This is a genomic window from Streptococcus sp. 27098_8_23, from assembly GCF_041432195.1.
Lineage (GTDB): Bacteria > Bacillota > Bacilli > Lactobacillales > Streptococcaceae > Streptococcus.
In genome coordinates this window covers 365,322-381,053 of the sequence record NZ_JAPVZF010000001.1, presented here as the reverse complement: position 1 = coordinate 381,053, position 15,732 = coordinate 365,322, and the positions used below count along the sequence as shown (strand labels likewise).

The 15,732-nt window shown below is 40.5% G+C and carries 16 protein-coding genes; 5 read left to right on the top strand and 11 right to left on the bottom strand.

Annotation, left to right across the window (positions count from 1 at the left end):
- Nucleotides 1-32: 32 nt before the first annotated feature.
- The 9 genes from O3652_RS01870 to O3652_RS01830 form a co-directional block, all read right to left on the bottom strand.
- Nucleotides 33-911 (bottom strand): F0F1 ATP synthase subunit gamma, encoded by an 879-nt coding sequence (locus O3652_RS01870; protein ID WP_000301228.1) that lies wholly within the window; start codon nucleotides 909-911, stop codon nucleotides 33-35.
- A 15-nt stretch (nucleotides 912-926) separates the two neighbouring features.
- A complete protein-coding gene (gene atpA / locus O3652_RS01865; RefSeq protein ID WP_000996617.1) occupies nucleotides 927-2,432 on the bottom strand; it encodes a F0F1 ATP synthase subunit alpha in 1,506 nt (501 codons plus the stop codon).
- A gap of 14 nt (nucleotides 2,433-2,446) precedes the next feature.
- Entirely contained in the window at nucleotides 2,447-2,983 is a 537-nt protein-coding gene (locus tag O3652_RS01860; protein ID WP_070568704.1) for a F0F1 ATP synthase subunit delta, read from the bottom strand.
- Entirely contained in the window at nucleotides 2,983-3,477 is a 495-nt protein-coding gene (gene atpF / locus O3652_RS01855; RefSeq protein ID WP_061421090.1) for a F0F1 ATP synthase subunit B, read from the bottom strand. The genes O3652_RS01860 and atpF overlap by 1 nt, the downstream gene beginning before the upstream one ends.
- A gap of 13 nt (nucleotides 3,478-3,490) precedes the next feature.
- Nucleotides 3,491-4,207 (bottom strand): F0F1 ATP synthase subunit A, encoded by a 717-nt coding sequence (atpB, locus tag O3652_RS01850; RefSeq protein ID WP_000392869.1) that lies wholly within the window; start codon nucleotides 4,205-4,207, stop codon nucleotides 3,491-3,493.
- A gap of 34 nt (nucleotides 4,208-4,241) precedes the next feature.
- Entirely contained in the window at nucleotides 4,242-4,442 is a 201-nt protein-coding gene (locus tag O3652_RS01845) for a F0F1 ATP synthase subunit C (protein WP_001054556.1), read from the bottom strand.
- 231 nt (nucleotides 4,443-4,673) lie between these two features.
- Nucleotides 4,674-4,985: a CHY zinc finger protein gene (locus O3652_RS01840; RefSeq protein ID WP_076984503.1), complete on the bottom strand. Its 312-nt coding sequence runs from the start codon at nucleotides 4,983-4,985 to the stop codon at nucleotides 4,674-4,676.
- A 14-nt stretch (nucleotides 4,986-4,999) separates the two neighbouring features.
- Complete coding sequence (locus O3652_RS01835; RefSeq protein ID WP_070568709.1) at nucleotides 5,000-6,286, bottom strand: U32 family peptidase; 1,287 nt, start codon at nucleotides 6,284-6,286, stop codon at nucleotides 5,000-5,002.
- Nucleotides 6,287-6,422: 136 nt separating this feature from the next.
- A complete protein-coding gene (locus O3652_RS01830; protein WP_070568712.1) occupies nucleotides 6,423-7,121 on the bottom strand; it encodes a GntR family transcriptional regulator in 699 nt (232 codons plus the stop codon).
- Nucleotides 7,122-7,261: 140 nt separating this feature from the next.
- Between O3652_RS01830 and guaA the strand changes: the two genes are divergently transcribed.
- The 5 genes from guaA to O3652_RS01805 all read left to right on the top strand — a co-directional run bounded on the left by guaA (nucleotide 7,262) and on the right by O3652_RS01805 (nucleotide 13,612).
- Nucleotides 7,262-8,824, top strand: a complete 1,563-nt coding sequence (gene guaA, locus O3652_RS01825; protein WP_070568715.1) for a glutamine-hydrolyzing GMP synthase — start codon at nucleotides 7,262-7,264, stop codon at nucleotides 8,822-8,824.
- 266 nt (nucleotides 8,825-9,090) lie between these two features.
- Nucleotides 9,091-9,864 carry an ABC transporter ATP-binding protein gene (locus O3652_RS01820; RefSeq protein ID WP_000447868.1) on the top strand — a complete coding sequence of 258 codons (774 nt, stop codon included), beginning with the start codon at nucleotides 9,091-9,093 and terminating at the stop codon, nucleotides 9,862-9,864.
- The gene (locus tag O3652_RS01815) at nucleotides 9,854-11,908 is read left to right on the top strand and encodes an FtsX-like permease family protein (RefSeq protein WP_070568719.1); all 2,055 of its coding nucleotides are present in this window, start codon (nucleotides 9,854-9,856) and stop codon (nucleotides 11,906-11,908) included. The genes O3652_RS01820 and O3652_RS01815 overlap by 11 nt, the downstream gene beginning before the upstream one ends.
- 32 nt (nucleotides 11,909-11,940) lie before the next feature.
- Entirely contained in the window at nucleotides 11,941-12,630 is a 690-nt protein-coding gene (locus O3652_RS01810) for a response regulator transcription factor (RefSeq protein WP_070568722.1), read from the top strand.
- Nucleotides 12,614-13,612 carry a HAMP domain-containing sensor histidine kinase gene (locus O3652_RS01805; RefSeq protein ID WP_070568729.1) on the top strand — a complete coding sequence of 333 codons (999 nt, stop codon included), beginning with the start codon at nucleotides 12,614-12,616 and terminating at the stop codon, nucleotides 13,610-13,612. The genes O3652_RS01810 and O3652_RS01805 overlap by 17 nt, the downstream gene beginning before the upstream one ends.
- Before the next feature lie 82 nt (nucleotides 13,613-13,694).
- Here O3652_RS01805 and ffh read toward each other — a convergent pair whose 3' ends face one another.
- Nucleotides 13,695-15,266: a signal recognition particle protein gene (gene ffh / locus O3652_RS01800; protein ID WP_125413165.1), complete on the bottom strand. Its 1,572-nt coding sequence runs from the start codon at nucleotides 15,264-15,266 to the stop codon at nucleotides 13,695-13,697.
- An 11-nt stretch (nucleotides 15,267-15,277) separates the two neighbouring features.
- On the bottom strand, nucleotides 15,278-15,610 hold the full coding sequence (locus O3652_RS01795) for a putative DNA-binding protein (protein WP_125413164.1): 333 nt from the start codon (nucleotides 15,608-15,610) through the stop codon (nucleotides 15,278-15,280).
- Nucleotides 15,611-15,732: the final 122 nt, after the last annotated feature.

Sequence of the window (15,732 nt, the reverse complement as noted above, 5' to 3'; positions counted from 1 at the left end):
TAAGTTCATTTTGATACGAGGGAGGCAAAGCCTTATTCTAAGGCACTAGCCCCCGCTACGATTTCTGTAATTTCTTGTGTAATCGCCGCCTGTCTAGCACGGTTATACTGGATTGTCAAATCATTGATGACCTTCTTGGCATTATCAGTCGCCGTTTGCATGGCGGTCATACCTGCAGCATTTTCAGCTGTCTTGGCATCGATAATAGCCCCGTAAATCATACTTTCGGCATACTGTGGCAACAACTGCTCTAGAATCTCATCACGGCTCGTTTCCAACTCAAAGGTCAAGCTATACTCTTCATCCGCTTCATTTGGATCCAAGTCAACAATCGGAAGCATTTGTTCCACACGCATTTGACTTGTGAGAGTATTGACATGATGGTTGTAGCAGACGTACAATTCATCAAAAAGTTCGTTTTGGTACATCTCAATCGTTTTTGAAATAATTTTACGAACTTCATCAAAACTAGGTTGATCAGCCAAGCCACGTAGTTCATAGATTGGCTGAATACCACGAGCCTTAAAGAAATCAGCTCCCATACCACCGATACAGATTATCTCAAAATCTTTACCATCTGGATGGTATTCTTCTTTCAACTCCATAACGGCTTTAAGGATGGAAGCATTATAACCTCCAACCAAGCCACGGTCTGAAGTGATAACGATATAGCCTGTTTTCTTAACTGGGCGACTGATGAGCATCGGATTGGTTGAACCACCAGATCCGTTACCATGCAGAATATCCGTCAAAAGCTTACGAACTTTCTGAGCGTAAACTTGGAAGTTGCGCGCTGCTTCTTCAGAGCGACCTAGTTTAGCAGCCGATACCATTTGCATGGCATTAGTGATTTGACTAGTATTTTTTGTTGAGGCGATTTTTGTTTTAATATCATTTAGAGATACTGCCATCTGACACCTCTATTCTTATTGGAAGCTGGATTGATTGAGAAACTCTGTAATCGCAGCATCCAAGACTGCTTCTTCTGGCAAGTCTTTTGTTTCACGAATGGTTTCCAAAATCTCTGGATAATGAGCATCAAAGAAAGTATGGAACTCTTCCTCAAAACGAACAATGTCATCTACAGGAATCGTATCCAAGAAACCATGTGTCAAAGCATAGAGAATGGTTACTTGTTTCTCAACAGGTAGTGGTTTGTGAACAGGTTGTTTCAATACTTCTACAGTACGACGTCCACGGTTTAACTTAGCCTGTGTTGCTGCATCCAAGTCAGAACCAAACTTAGTGAAGGCTTCCAACTCACGGTATGAAGCAAGGTCGATACGGAGTGTACCAGCAACTTTCTTCATGGCTTTGATTTGTGCCGAACCCCCTACACGGGATACAGATGAACCCGCATCAATGGCTGGACGAATACCTGCATTGAAGAGACCATCACCAAGGAAGATTTGTCCGTCAGTGATAGAGATCACGTTGGTTGCGATATAGGCAGAGATATCTCCCGCTTGTGTCTCGATAAATGGTAGGGCTGTAATAGATCCACCACCAAGCTCATCAGAAACTTTAGCTGAGCGCTCAAGCAAACGACTGTGAAGGTAGAAAACATCCCCTGGGAAGGCTTCACGACCTGGTGGACGACGAAGCAAGAGAGAAAGCTCACGATAAGCGACCGCTTGTTTTGAAAGATCATCATAAACAATCAAAACATGCTTGCCTTGGTACATAAATTCTTCTGCCATAGCTACACCAGCATAAGGAGCTAGGAAGAGCAATGGAGATGGTTGTGAAGCAGAGGCTGTCACAACGATTGTGTAGTCCAAGGCACCGTACTGGCGAAGTGTTTCTACTTGTGTACGGACTGTTGATTCTTTTTGTCCAATCGCTACGTAGATACAGATCATATCTTGACCTTTTTGGTTCAAGATTGTATCAATCGCAATAGTTGTTTTCCCTGTCTGACGGTCACCGATAATCAACTCACGTTGACCACGACCAATCGGAACAAGGGCGTCAATAGCTTTCAAACCTGTTTGCAATGGTTCTGATACAGACTTACGTTGCATAACGCCAGGAGCTGGCGCTTCCACTGGACGAGTCTTGTCAGTATGGATATCACCAAGACCATCAACTGGACGACCAAGTGGGTCGACAACACGTCCGATTAGGCTGTCCCCAACAGGTACTTCCATAATTTTACCTGTACGGCGAATGGTATCACCTTCACGAATATCTGTAAAGTCTCCAAGAATGATAATCCCAACGTCTGTAGACTCCAAGTTTTGCGCCATCCCATAAGAGCCGTTTTCAAAGATCAACAGCTCTCCACTCATGGCATTTTCAAGACCGTGAGCACGCGCAATTCCATCCCCGATATAGGTTACAACACCAGTTTCAGACACATCAAAATTGGGTTTGAAATTTTCAATTTGTTGCTTAATTAAAGCGCTGATTTCTTGTGCGTTAATTGCCAAAAGAACACCACTTTCTATTTCAAATTTTCTTTAACAACTCGAAGTTGTTGTTTTATACTCACATCAATTGTCTTGTGATTAGCAAAAATAACAAAACCACCAATGAGTCCTTCATCAATTTGTTCTTTGATACTCCGTACTTTCAGAGACATTTTTTTCTCTATCAAGGGAAGCAAACGTTCCTTCTGCTCGTCCGTTAAAGGATGAGCTGAGGAAATCGTGACTACAAAATGATTGGTTTCTATTTCAAGACGATTCAAACAATCAACAATGATATCATAAAAAAGATTTGCTCTGTGATTGTAAATCAGAACCTGAATAAAGTTTTGCATTAAAGGTGAGACAGAGTCTTGAAAAAAACCAACTGTTTTTTCCTTATCAGACTCATCAACTGCCACCTGAGCTAAAAAAGAAGGTAAGCCCGTTTCTTCTGCGACTTGCTTGATTTGATCCAAGTCTGCAAAAATCCGGTCCTCTTCTCCTTTTTCAATCACTAATTGGACAAAAGGCATGCTGTACTTTTCAATGACCTTTGCTGTTTTCTTGTCCATTAGGCTTCTCCTAGCTGATCGATATACTGATCAATGAGTTCCTTATGAGCATGACTGTCAAGGTTTTTTGAGATGATTTTAACAGCAAGACTAATCGTCAAATCTGCCACCTCGCCCTTAACACTTTGCAAAGCTTCTGCTTTATTCTGAGCAATTTCTTGATTCGCCTTCTCTTTTAAGCGACCCGCTTCTACTTTAGCATCTGCCAGAATATCTGCTTTACTCTTCTCTGCAGTCTCTTTAGCATTTTCAATGATTGTTTTGGCTTCGTTGCGACTACCAGCCAATTCATCTTCACGTTTTTGGGCAAGAGTTTCTGCTTTTTGACGAGCTTGTTCAGCTCCATCAATATCAGCAGCAATTTTATTTGCCCTTTCTTCGAAGACACTTGTCAAGTTTGACCACGCATATTTCTTAACTAAGACAATCAAAAGGATAAAAGAGCCAGCGATTAAAATAAAGTTACCAATTAATTCACCTACTGTTACGTGCATCTGTTACTCCTTTCTACTCTTCTCCATCATTTATCTTATTTCCTAAGTACATAGAAGACAACATGGTAAACACATAGGCTTGGATGCAGGAAATAAAGACAGAAAAGGCTGTCCAAGCCAAGTTAGCACCAAAAGCAACTGGATACCAATATAGAGCTTGATGAGATAGAGTGATTAGCAAACTAGCCATCACTTCTCCAGCAAAGATATTTCCGAACACCCGCAAGGCAAGTGATAAAAAGTTGGTAAACTCTTCTAAGATATTCATGGGAGTCATAAAGCCAGGTGTGATATAGGCTTTTAGATATTTTTTAATCCCACGGCGACGAATCCCTTCAATATGGGTCATCAGGATAATTCCAAATGACAAGGCCAAGTCAAACTGGAGATTTGCAGTTGGCGATGTCCAAAGGTTTGTCCCATCTGTAGTTTGAAGTTTCGCCATCAAACCGAGGTTATTTGCCAGTACCATAAATAGAAATAGACAAAGGAAAAAGAGCGAGTAGTCTTTCATGTAGCTTTTACCAATGTTAGGTTCTGTAAATCCAATAACGAAGTCATAGAAATACTCAAGTACATTTTGCTTTCCTTTGGGTTTCAAAGTCATATTGCGACTTGCCCAATAGATAAAGCCAAAAACAACTCCCACAATCAACAAGGTCATGGCTAACATGGTTAAATCAAAGGTAACAGGACCAATATTGATGGTTGGATTGATACTTTCTTCCATCTAGAATCCTCCCTTTTCTTCTCGTTCCATTTGTCTATTTGATGACGAATGAAAAGACGAGGGTAACCAAGAACGTTCCTTCAATAAAGGCAATCCCCATGATCATTAAGCTACGTAATTGTGGGATGATGTCTGGTTGGCGAGCTGCTGATTTGAACAAACCGTTCATCAACATACCTTCTGCAAGGGATACACCCATACAGGCAAGACAAAGACCGAAAAATGTTAAATTCATGATGAATTCTCCTTTTATTTAAAATTTACTTACTTAGTTTAGTCCTAAAATTTGTTTTTGTCAACTTTTTACTTACGTTGGAAGCGTTTCAGCTGATTTATTTCTATTTTTGCTATTTTTACACTATTCTATAGAAAGTTTTTCCATTTTAGATTGCGAGTTTTTCTTGATTTTACTATATTTTCTGAAACAAACCGAAAAATCCAAGTTAAGAACTTGGATCGATTCATTTTATTTAAAATAGTAGGAATAGTGTTGTTTACAACCTGGATTAAATGGTGCACTGCAGTAAGGACAAGCCATCTGTTTTTGGTAATCTTGGAAAGTCATTGTCCTCTTACAAACCCCACATAAGATCGGTCGATCCTCAGAAAGCACCAAGGGATAGGGCGAAAACAAATGCGTTTCCATAGCATTGTGGCACTGATAGCATGCATAGTATTTCTTGCATTCATAACACTGGAGTGAAACAATATCCTTTTCACTATGATAATGAACACACCTGCTTTCATCATCTACCAATAAACCTTGAGCTTGAATCATTCCCTTTTCCTTATCTAGGCACGAACTGTAACACTTGTCCCGTCTTCCTTATAGAGGTTGATGAGCCCTTCTTTCAGAGCACGAACCATGTCACCTGCTTGTACAGGTTGTGGGACCTTGATTGTCAAGAGTTCCATTGGATTTGGAGCACGGTCGATTTTATTGCCCTTGGCATCATGAAGATCTTCGATATAAGTATCAAAATGACGGAAACCTGGTCCATAAAACTCAACTTGATCGCCTTCGTTGATGACATTTCGTTGACGAATGGTTGCCGTTTGAGTCGCATCATCATAAGCAACCACTTCAGCGACAAACTTGTATTCAGGAATTTTACGACGTGCGCCAAATAACTGCTCATTCTCAGACGGTGTACCATAGTAGAATCCAGTTGCCAATTCACGCTGGGCAACCTTCCACATCTCGTCCACCAAGTCCTGTTTGATGGCCTCAAACTTTTCAGGACTTTCGAGATAAGCATCCACAGCCGCCTTGTAGCAGTTTGTTACTGTTGAAACATAGTGAATAGACTTCATACGACCTTCGATCTTAAGACTGTCTACACCATTTTCAATCATATCTGGGATATGGTCAATCATAGACATATCTACGGCAGACATCGAAAATTCTTCTGGGATTTCACCTTTAAGGCTCTTACGTTCTTGGCCGAATGGCATGTCGTAGAGGTCGTATTTCCAACGGCAAGATTGAGAACAACCACCACGGTTAGCATCACGCATACTCATGTGGTTTGAAAGCGTACAACGACCTGAGTAAGAAATACACATGGCCCCATGGACAAATGCTTCAATCTCGACATCTGTACGTTTGCGAATCTCTGCCAATTCTTCCATTGAAACTTCACGGGCCAAAACCACACGAGTTAGACCAAGTTCTTTCCAGAACTCTAGAGTTTCATAGTTGGTTGCACTTGCTTGAGTTGAAAGGTGAATTTCAAGACCTGGTGCTTCTGTTGCTGCAATCATAATCAAGGCTGGATCTGACACGATAACTGCCGCAATCCCGATATCACGCAACTTACGGAACCATTCTCCAGCGCCTGCTTCATTTCCTTCATGCATGACCATGTTAGCAGCCACATAGACCTTGGCACCGTACTTTGCAGCGAACTGAACGCCTTCTTCCATCTGTTCAAAGGTAAAATTCCCAGCACGGCTACGAAGACCATAGGCCTGTCCACCGATGAAGACTGCGTCCGCACCATATTGAACAGCTACTTTCAGTTTCTCTAAAGTCCCTGCAGGTGATAAAACCTCAGGACGTTTTAATGTTTTTGTCATTTTTTCTCCTATTTGCAATATAAAAGTTTGACGTTTTTCCTTCTCATTTTATAGTAAATAAGCAATAAAATCAAGCCTAGGCAAATTGTTTTGACAATTCTAATCTTCTTAGAAACTAAAAACTAGTCTGTTAAGACTAGTTGTTTTCAAGATAAAATTCAAAACGTTCACCCACATACTGACTCTTAACATATTCAAAAGCCGTCCCATCATCGAGATAGGAAACCTGAGTCAAAGCCAGAATCGCATGCCCTTTCTCAACTTCTAAGTAATGGGCAATTTTTTCCTTAGCCAATCTCGCATAAATGATCTGTTGGGATTTTCCAATTTGGTAACCATGTTCTTGCAAGGTCTGAAAGAAGTGGCTGGTGATTTCTTCTTTTTTGAAATCCTTAATAAATTTTTCAGGAATGGATGCGACTTCATAGACTAGCGGTACTTGGTCAGCATAACGCACCCGTTCCATGCGGATAATATTCTCTGTCGGAGTAATCCCTAGCTTTGCGACCTCTTGCTCATTTGGAATGGTTCTTCTGTAAGAAATGAGCTGGCTAGAAGGGACTTTCCCTTGAGATTTGACTATCTCCGTAAAACTAGTCGTTCCCCGCATTTTTTCTTGGACACGAGTGCTAGAGACAAAGGTCCCACTTCCTACACGACGCTCCAAAACTCCTTCCTCAACTAAGAGAGAGATAGCCTGGCGTAATGTCATCCGGCTAACTTGAAACTGTTCAGCTAAATCTCGCTCACTTGGAAGTCTCTCTCCGATTTTCCAATGATGCTCATCTATATCCTTCTTGATCTGATCGTGGATTTTCATATAAGCTGGTAACATGATTCTCACTTCTTTTCTTTATTTTCTCCATTGTACCGTATTTGCTAAGAAAAAGTCAAACTTTGCCTTGTTTAGTTGGTAATTAGCCCCTATTTGTGATAGAATATTGAAAAAGATATTTCTTTTGAGAAAGGAAAAAGATGAGCAACATTTCAACTGATTTGCAAGATGTCGAAAAAATCATCGTGCTGGACTATGGTAGCCAATACAACCAGCTGATTTCACGCCGTATTCGTGAAATTGGTGTTTTTTCAGAGCTAAAAAGTCACAAAATCTCAGCCGCAGAGGTTCGTGCGATTAACCCTGTAGGGATCATCCTCTCTGGTGGACCAAACTCTGTATACGAAGATGGTTCATTTGATATTGACCCAGAAATTTTTGAACTTGGCATTCCAATTTTAGGAATCTGCTATGGTATGCAACTTTTAACTCATAAACTTGGAGGAAAAGTTGTTCCTGCAGGTGATGCTGGTAACCGAGAGTATGGCCAATCACCACTTACCCACACCACTTCTGCTCTCTTTGAAGGGACTCCTGAAGAACAGATTGTTTTGATGAGCCATGGCGATGCTGTTACAGAGATTCCAGCTGATTTCGTTCGTACTGGAACTTCTGCTGACTGTCCTTATGCAGCTATTGAAAACCCTGACAAGCACATCTATGGTATCCAATTCCACCCAGAAGTTCGCCATTCTGTATACGGGAATGATATCCTTCGCAACTTTGCTCTTAACATCTGTAAAGCTAAGGGTGATTGGTCAATGGATAACTTCATCGATATGCAGATCAAGAAAATCCGTGAAACTGTAGGTGACAAGCGTGTTCTTCTCGGCCTATCAGGTGGTGTTGACTCTTCTGTTGTTGGCGTTCTTCTCCAGAAAGCAATCGGCGATCAATTGATCTGTATCTTTGTAGACCACGGTCTTCTTCGTAAAGGTGAAGCAGATCAAGTTATGGACATGCTTGGTGGTAAGTTTGGTTTGAATATCGTCAAAGCAGATGCTGCTAAACGTTTCCTTGACAAACTTGCTGGTGTTTCTGACCCTGAGCAAAAACGTAAAATCATCGGTAACGAATTTGTTTATGTCTTTGATGACGAAGCAAGCAAGCTCAAAGATGTGAAATTCCTTGCTCAGGGAACGCTTTACACTGACGTGATTGAGTCTGGTACAGATACAGCTCAAACCATCAAGTCACACCACAACGTTGGTGGTCTTCCAGAAGACATGCAGTTTGAACTGATTGAACCATTGAACACTCTTTATAAAGACGAAGTCCGTGCCCTCGGTACAGAGCTTGGTATGCCAGACCACATCGTATGGCGCCAACCATTCCCAGGACCAGGACTCGCTATCCGTGTCATGGGTGAAATCACTGAGGAAAAACTAGAAACTGTTCGTGAGTCTGATGCTATCCTACGTGAAGAAATCGCTAAAGCTGGTCTTGACCGCGATATCTGGCAATACTTCACTGTCAACACAGGCGTTCGTTCAGTAGGTGTTATGGGTGATGGTCGTACTTATGACTACACCATCGCCATTCGCGCTATCACTTCTATCGATGGTATGACAGCTGACTTTGCCAAGATTCCTTGGGAAATCCTTCAAAAGATTTCTGTACGTATCGTTAATGAAGTGGATCACGTTAACCGTATCGTCTATGACATTACAAGTAAACCACCTGCAACCGTTGAGTGGGAATAGAGTTAATAAGTTAAAAATCCCTAGAAATCAATGTTTCTAAGGCTTTTTCTTTCATATTTTCAAAATCAGAAATTCTTGTAATATGGAAAGTCCTTGAGCTTCAACTCCTCTTTTTAAATCCCTGAAACCATGCTATAATATAGTAAGTATAGCTCTAATAACCTGACTATAAAAGTCAGCGATAAAGATTTCTTACATCATCCGTAAGTGTTATTCTACTCTGATTCATATTATAATGAAAGTAACAAAAGATGGAGGTGTTCCACATGGAAACAATTTTACGAGTAGAATCATTAAAAAAGCATTATGGAAAAGAGCCGAATATCACCAAGGCCTTAAACGGCATATCTTTTCAAGTTGTAAAAGGTGAGTTCTTAGGAATTATGGGGAGTAGCGGTTCTGGGAAAACAACCCTTCTTAACTGTCTCGCCACAATCATCAAGCCAACTGACGGCTCTATTCAAATGCAAGAAAAAGATTTAGGTCAGTTAAAAGGGAGCCAATTAGCAGATTATAGAGGCAAGGAAATTGGCTATCTCTTCCAGAATTTTGAGCTTTTGGACAATCTTACAGCCAAAGAAAATATTTTACTCCCCTTGTCTTTACACAAGGTCGATGCCGACGAAAGCAAGGTTCGGTTAGAATTACTTTCCCAATATCTGGATATTTCTGAACTTCTGGATAAGTTCCCTTCTCAATTATCAGGTGGTCAACGGCAAAGGGTAGCTGCTGCGCGCGCCTTAATTTTAGACCCTAAGATTGTATTTGCAGACGAGCCCACAGGGGCTTTGGATTCAAAAAATGCGACCATTTTGATGCAAAAATTATCCGAAATGAATCAAGTGGAAGAAACCACCATTCTCATGGTGACCCACGATTCCGTTGCAGCCAGCTTTTGCAACCGCATCTTGTTTATCCAAGACGGAAAACTATTCCATGAAATCCGTCGCGATTATCCAAGAGAAAGTCAAGAAGATTTCTACCACAGAATACTAAAGGTCATGGCAGCCCTAGCTGGAGGTGATGGCAATGTTTTCTAAATTAGTCTCAACAAATAGCAAGAGAGATCGAAAAAATAATGGCTTGTACTTCAGTTCCATGGTTCTTTCTATTATCTCCTTTTACATCATCCTTTCTTTGTCTCATCAAGATGTAATGATCTTTCTCAAACAAATAGAAAGTGATGCTGTAAATAAACTCTTTAGCATGATTCCTATTCTTTATGTAGCAACGCTCTTTATTCTCTTTTTTCTAGTCTACTTCGCAAGCAGTATGCAGATGGAAAGGAGAAAACATGAATTTGGTGTCTATCTCACACTGGGAATGCGAAGAAGCAAACTGTTCTTGCTACTCCTGCTCGAGGATTTGAGAAACAGTGTCCTTGCCCTTGGAATAGGCCTTCCAATTTCTATCTTGATTTCAGAACTAATCAGCCTAATAACCGCTAAAATTGTGGGACTAGGGATTATTGAACATCAATTTTCTCTATCTACCACAGCTCTAGTCTATACAGTCATCGGCTTCCTAGCCGTAAAATTAGCTGTTTTTGTCCTTTTAAGTGCAAAGACGGCCAATATGGAAATCGGAAACCTGCTTGCCTATTCTCCTTCTGGGATAAAGAAACTACTCCCCAAGGGGGTGTACCTTCTTGCTTCCGTCCTCGGAATTTTGCTTCTAGGGACAGCCTATTACTTGGGGATGAGTAGACGAGCTTGGGAAAATGTCATAACAATGGGAATCACCGTTCTCTTAGGAACTCTGGGAACTATCCTACTCTTCTTTGGTATGCGTTTATTTATAGACTTTTTGGTCAAGCTTGGAAACAATCGAAAACTTCATGCCTATAATTTTAGACAGATTCAGGAATTAGTTATCCAGCGCTCAACTATACTGGCCATCTGCTCCCTCTTAATCTTCTCTGCCTTGTGCCTCTTTGGAGCAGGTGTTGCTATTTCAAGTGGCAATTCAGGCAATCAAACCCACGTATTGGATTATACATTTAGAGATAGCAAACAGGATACAGATGAAAATCTTGATGTGAATACAGTTAAAAAAGAGCTTGAAGCAGAAGGACTAGCATCACAGTTCTCAAAGATTCTACAAATCAAAGTCGGGAAACCAAAAGAAAACGAGTCCGTGTCCTTCGAAGAGATCATCAAGGAGTTGAAAAAGCAAAAAGGCAGTAAGAACATGGAAATTTTGCTCCAAAGATTTAAACAGTCTACTACTTCCCACCTCATACCAGTTTCCGAATACAATGAACTTAGAAAGGCTGCCAATCTCCCTCCTCTAGAATTAACTAGCGAGGAAGCCTACTTGTATATGGGAAAAGATTTTCTCCCCGATGAGAATCTCGTCAACTCTGTTCTGAAAGCAAAACCTCAAATCAAAGTCATGGGAAATGATGTAAAATTGATTGGAGAGGTTCATTCTTTACCGATTGTAACGGATCGCGAAATAACCATTTCTGTAGCCCTCATAGTCCCAGATGAGACCTTTATGAGCTATACAGACGGTCACTATTCGAACTATGTCAGTGGTATCTTGGCTCCTGAACTAGTCAAGGAAAAAGGCCTGATGAGAGCTATCTCAGATACAAATGAAAAGCTAAATCAAACCTCTCTTGGCTATGAAAGCTATATACAAAATATGGGAAGACAATTATTTTACATTATCTCTGCCAGCTATGTCACCATCTATCTGGCTATCATCTTCCTTGTTGTCGCAAATACAATCATCGGCGTTCAGTTTTTGATGGGACAAAGACAATCTTACAGACGATACCAGACCTTAATCCATCTTGGAGCAAACTACGAAACTCTTTGTAAATCTTCAGAAAAGCAAATCAATTGGTATTTTGGTCTGCCAATAGCCCTTGCACTTATCAGTAGTAGCTTCGGAGTGAGCTCCCTCCTCACAGGAATAGTACCCGCTAGCGCAAGAATGGCCATGGGGCAGAAATTTATCACAGCCATGCTGATAGTACTTCTCTTAGCTGGATTTGAAGTCATCTATGTCAGAATTGTAAAGAAAAATAGCAACAAATACTTGTTGTCCTTAATGGAACCCAAAAGAGATGAATAAGGTAGAATAAAATAGGAAAAGGAGGAACCGATATGAAGCATATTCTGGTTATTGAAGATGAAGCCTTGATTCGAGATGAAATTGTTATTTTGTTAGAGAAAGCGGGTTATCAAGTTGATAAGTTGACTGACTTCAAAGATACGAGCCAACAAGTGCTTCAATACGATACAGATCTAATCATACTGGATTTGAATTTACCAGGAGAAACTGGCTTTCAAATTTGTAAAAATCTCAAGTCAAAACGCTCTGTGCCCATATTGGTTCTCACCTCCCGTGAACAACTAAAAGATGAGATTTACGCCCTGAAATTAGGGGCAGATGAGTATCTAACAAAGCCTTTCAAGAAAGAAAGATTTTTGGCACGTATAGAAAATATCCTGAAACGCTATGAAGGCAGACAAAATCTACTTGAAAAAGATAATTTTCTGCTGGATAGACAAACCTATACCCTTTATATCAACGGACACTCGATTATACTCCCCCAAAATCAAGGGAAATTGTTAGAAACCTTATTGGTTACTAATGCTCCTGTCGTCACAAAAGAAGAACTAAGTATGAAACTATGGAACACAACTGAGTTCATCGATGAAAATGCTCTTCAAGTAAATATTGCAAGGCTCAAAAAGGTGATGAAACAGGCTGGCATTGCCCTTCAAGTCAAGTCCGTCAGAGGTATTGGTTACAAGCTAGAAGAGGTAAGTCCAGATGAAACAGAATCTTAAATATCTAGCTACTTACCTGCCCTGGTTACTTGTTCTTTTAGTATTTGATCTATTCACAGCGATTCTGCTTTGGCTTTCAGACGTGAGGATGTTTCAAGCTCTCATCCTGCTCTATCTTTTAGCTACAGTCCTACTCTTTTTTATCCTATCACTCCTACTTATAAGAAAAGAAAGGAAAAAATCAGCTGCTTATAAAGCCTTCATAGCCAATCCTAAGATAGATACGGAGCTGGAATTATTGCGTTTATCAACTGTCTCAGAGAAAGAAAGCCTCGAGGAAATCGCAAATGCGCTCTACCAAAAACAGGCGGAAATAGGAAAGCTCAATTCATTACTAGCCGACTATGAGGACTATGTTGAAAAGTGGGCTCATGAAATCAAACTTCCTCTATCGCTTCTTTCCCTCCTTTTGGACAACCAAAGTGACCAGCTGCCGAAGGATACAGCTTTTAAGTTGGATTATGTAAAAAATCAAATCCAAGAAAATGTATCACAGATACTATTCTATTACAGGGTTAAAAGTGAAAAAAATGATTTTCTATTTGAAGATGTCGACCTCGAAGAGTGTATTCAGGAACTTTTGGAAAACTTTGATCCCTTGCTCAAAGAAAAGAAATTTACGATTAAGGTAGAAAACATACAAGGAATCTGCTACACCGATCAACGCAGTTTTGAATTTATCCTGTCTCAAATACTAGCTAACTCCCTTAAATATAGCTCTGATAAGCCAGAACTCAAGATTTCTATGTCAAAAGACAAGGGACGTACAAGTCTTATTATTAGGGATAATGGCTGCGGAGTTAAAGCTTGTGACTTCCCTCATATCTTTGAGAAAGGTTTTACAGGTGATTCAGGTGAGACAAGGAAAAAATCAACAGGCATGGGCCTCTATCTGGTCAAACAATTAGCAGATGCTTTAAAAATCGAAATCACAGTAAAATCCGAATGGATGCAAGGATTTGAGATTACTCTTTCTATTTAGTCATTTTTCTAGTAAGAAAATTGCCTAATCATAGAAATCACATATTTTATATAAAAAAGGAAAGCACTTCTGCTTTCCTTTTTTATTTACGTTTTTTCTTCGCTTTTTTCATTTTGTTGGCCATACGTTTCATAGACTGTTTCATAGCAAATTCGCCGATTTTACCTTTGAGTCCGCCACCAAACATCTGGCTCATATCTGGCATGCCTGCTCCTCCGAGACCTGACATATCCGGCATTCCACCTTGTCCCATCATGCCTTCAAGGGCAGACATATCCATCCCTCCCATATTTGGCATATTTTTTGGAAGGTTATTTGGATTGATTCCCATTTGCTTCATCATCTTGTTCATATCCCCAGACATGACACCTTGCATGAGCTGTTTAGCCTGATTAAAGTCTTTGATAAATTTATTGACTTCGACAAAGGTATTTCCAGAACCTGCAGCGATACGACGGCGACGGCTTGGATTTAACAAATCAGGATTTTCACGCTCTTCGGGTGTCATGGAAGATACAATGGCACGTTTGCGCGCAATCTGGCGCTCATCCACCTTCATATTTTGAAGGGCAGGGTTGTTAGCCATACCTGGAATCATCTTGAGCAAGTCCTCCATTGGCCCCATGTTTTGCACCTGATCTAATTGATCAATGAAATCATTGAAATCAAAGGTGTTTTCACGCATCTTCTCAGCCATTTCAAGAGCTTTTTGCTCATCGTATTCTTGAGAGGCTTTCTCAATCAAAGTGAGCATATCCCCCATACCAAGGATACGGCTTGACATACGGTCTGGGTGGAAGGTTTCAATATCTGTAATTTTTTCACCCGTACCAGTGAACTTGATAGGTTTACCAGTAATGTGGCGAACAGACAAGGCCGCACCACCACGAGTATCCCCATCAATCTTGGTAAGGATGACACCAGTTACTTCCAACTGAGCATTAAACTCACGAGCAACATTTGCCGCTTCCTGACCAATCATGGCATCAATGACGAGCAGGATTTCATTTGGCTGAGCCAGTGCTTTAACATCACGAAGCTCATTCATCAAAAGCTCATCAATCTGCAAACGTCCTGCCGTATCAATCAAGACATAATCGTTGTGATTGGCTTGCGCTTGCTCCAAACCTTGACGGACAATCTCAACAGCTGGTACTTCTGTTCCAAGAGCAAAGACTGGAACATCAATCTGCTGTCCAAGTGTTTTCAACTGATCGATGGCTGCTGGACGATAAATATCTGCCGCAATCATCAAAGGACGAGCATTTTCTTCCTTCTTGAGTTTATTAGCCAGCTTACCAGCAAATGTCGTTTTACCAGCCCCTTGCAAACCGACCATCATAATGATTGTCGGAATCTTAGGTGACTTGATAATCTCTGCCGTATCAGAACCTAAAACGGCTGTCAGTTCCTGATCCACGATTTTGATAATCTGTTGGGCAGGATTGAGGGTATCAATGACCTCGTGTCCGATTGCACGTTCACGAACTTTCTTGATAAAGTCCTTTACAACAGGCAAGGCAACGTCGGCTTCAAGCAAGGCCAAACGAATCTCTTTGGTTGCTTCTTGGACATCAGCCTCAGATATTTTTCCTTTTTTACGTAAATTTTTAAAGACGTTCTGTAAACGTTCTGTTAAACTTTCAAATGCCATTTTTCTTCCTCTTATTCTCTATTATCAATACTTGTTAAAATTTCTATCTGCTTCAGCAGAAAGTCATCCTTGGGATAACACTCTAAAATCTGGTCAAAAATCTGACTGCGGACAATGTAGTCCGAATACATGTGCAGTTTCATCTCATAATCTTCTAGAATCTTTTCTGTCCGCTTGATATTGTCATAAACAGCCTGACGACTGACACCGAACTCTTCAGCAATCTCAGCAAGACTATAATCATCAGCATAATAGAGTTCAATATAGTTCATCTGCTTGTCTGTCAAAAGCGCCGCATAAAATTCAAAAAGGGCGTTCATACGATTGGTTTTTTCGATTTCCATAACTTTTATTATACCAAAAAAACGATTATACTGCTAGAGTGGAAGCACTTCAAATAGAGTAAGAAGAAAAAGAACCTTGCAAGGCAAGATTCTTTTAGTGTCTGACTTAAATAATTGTTCTT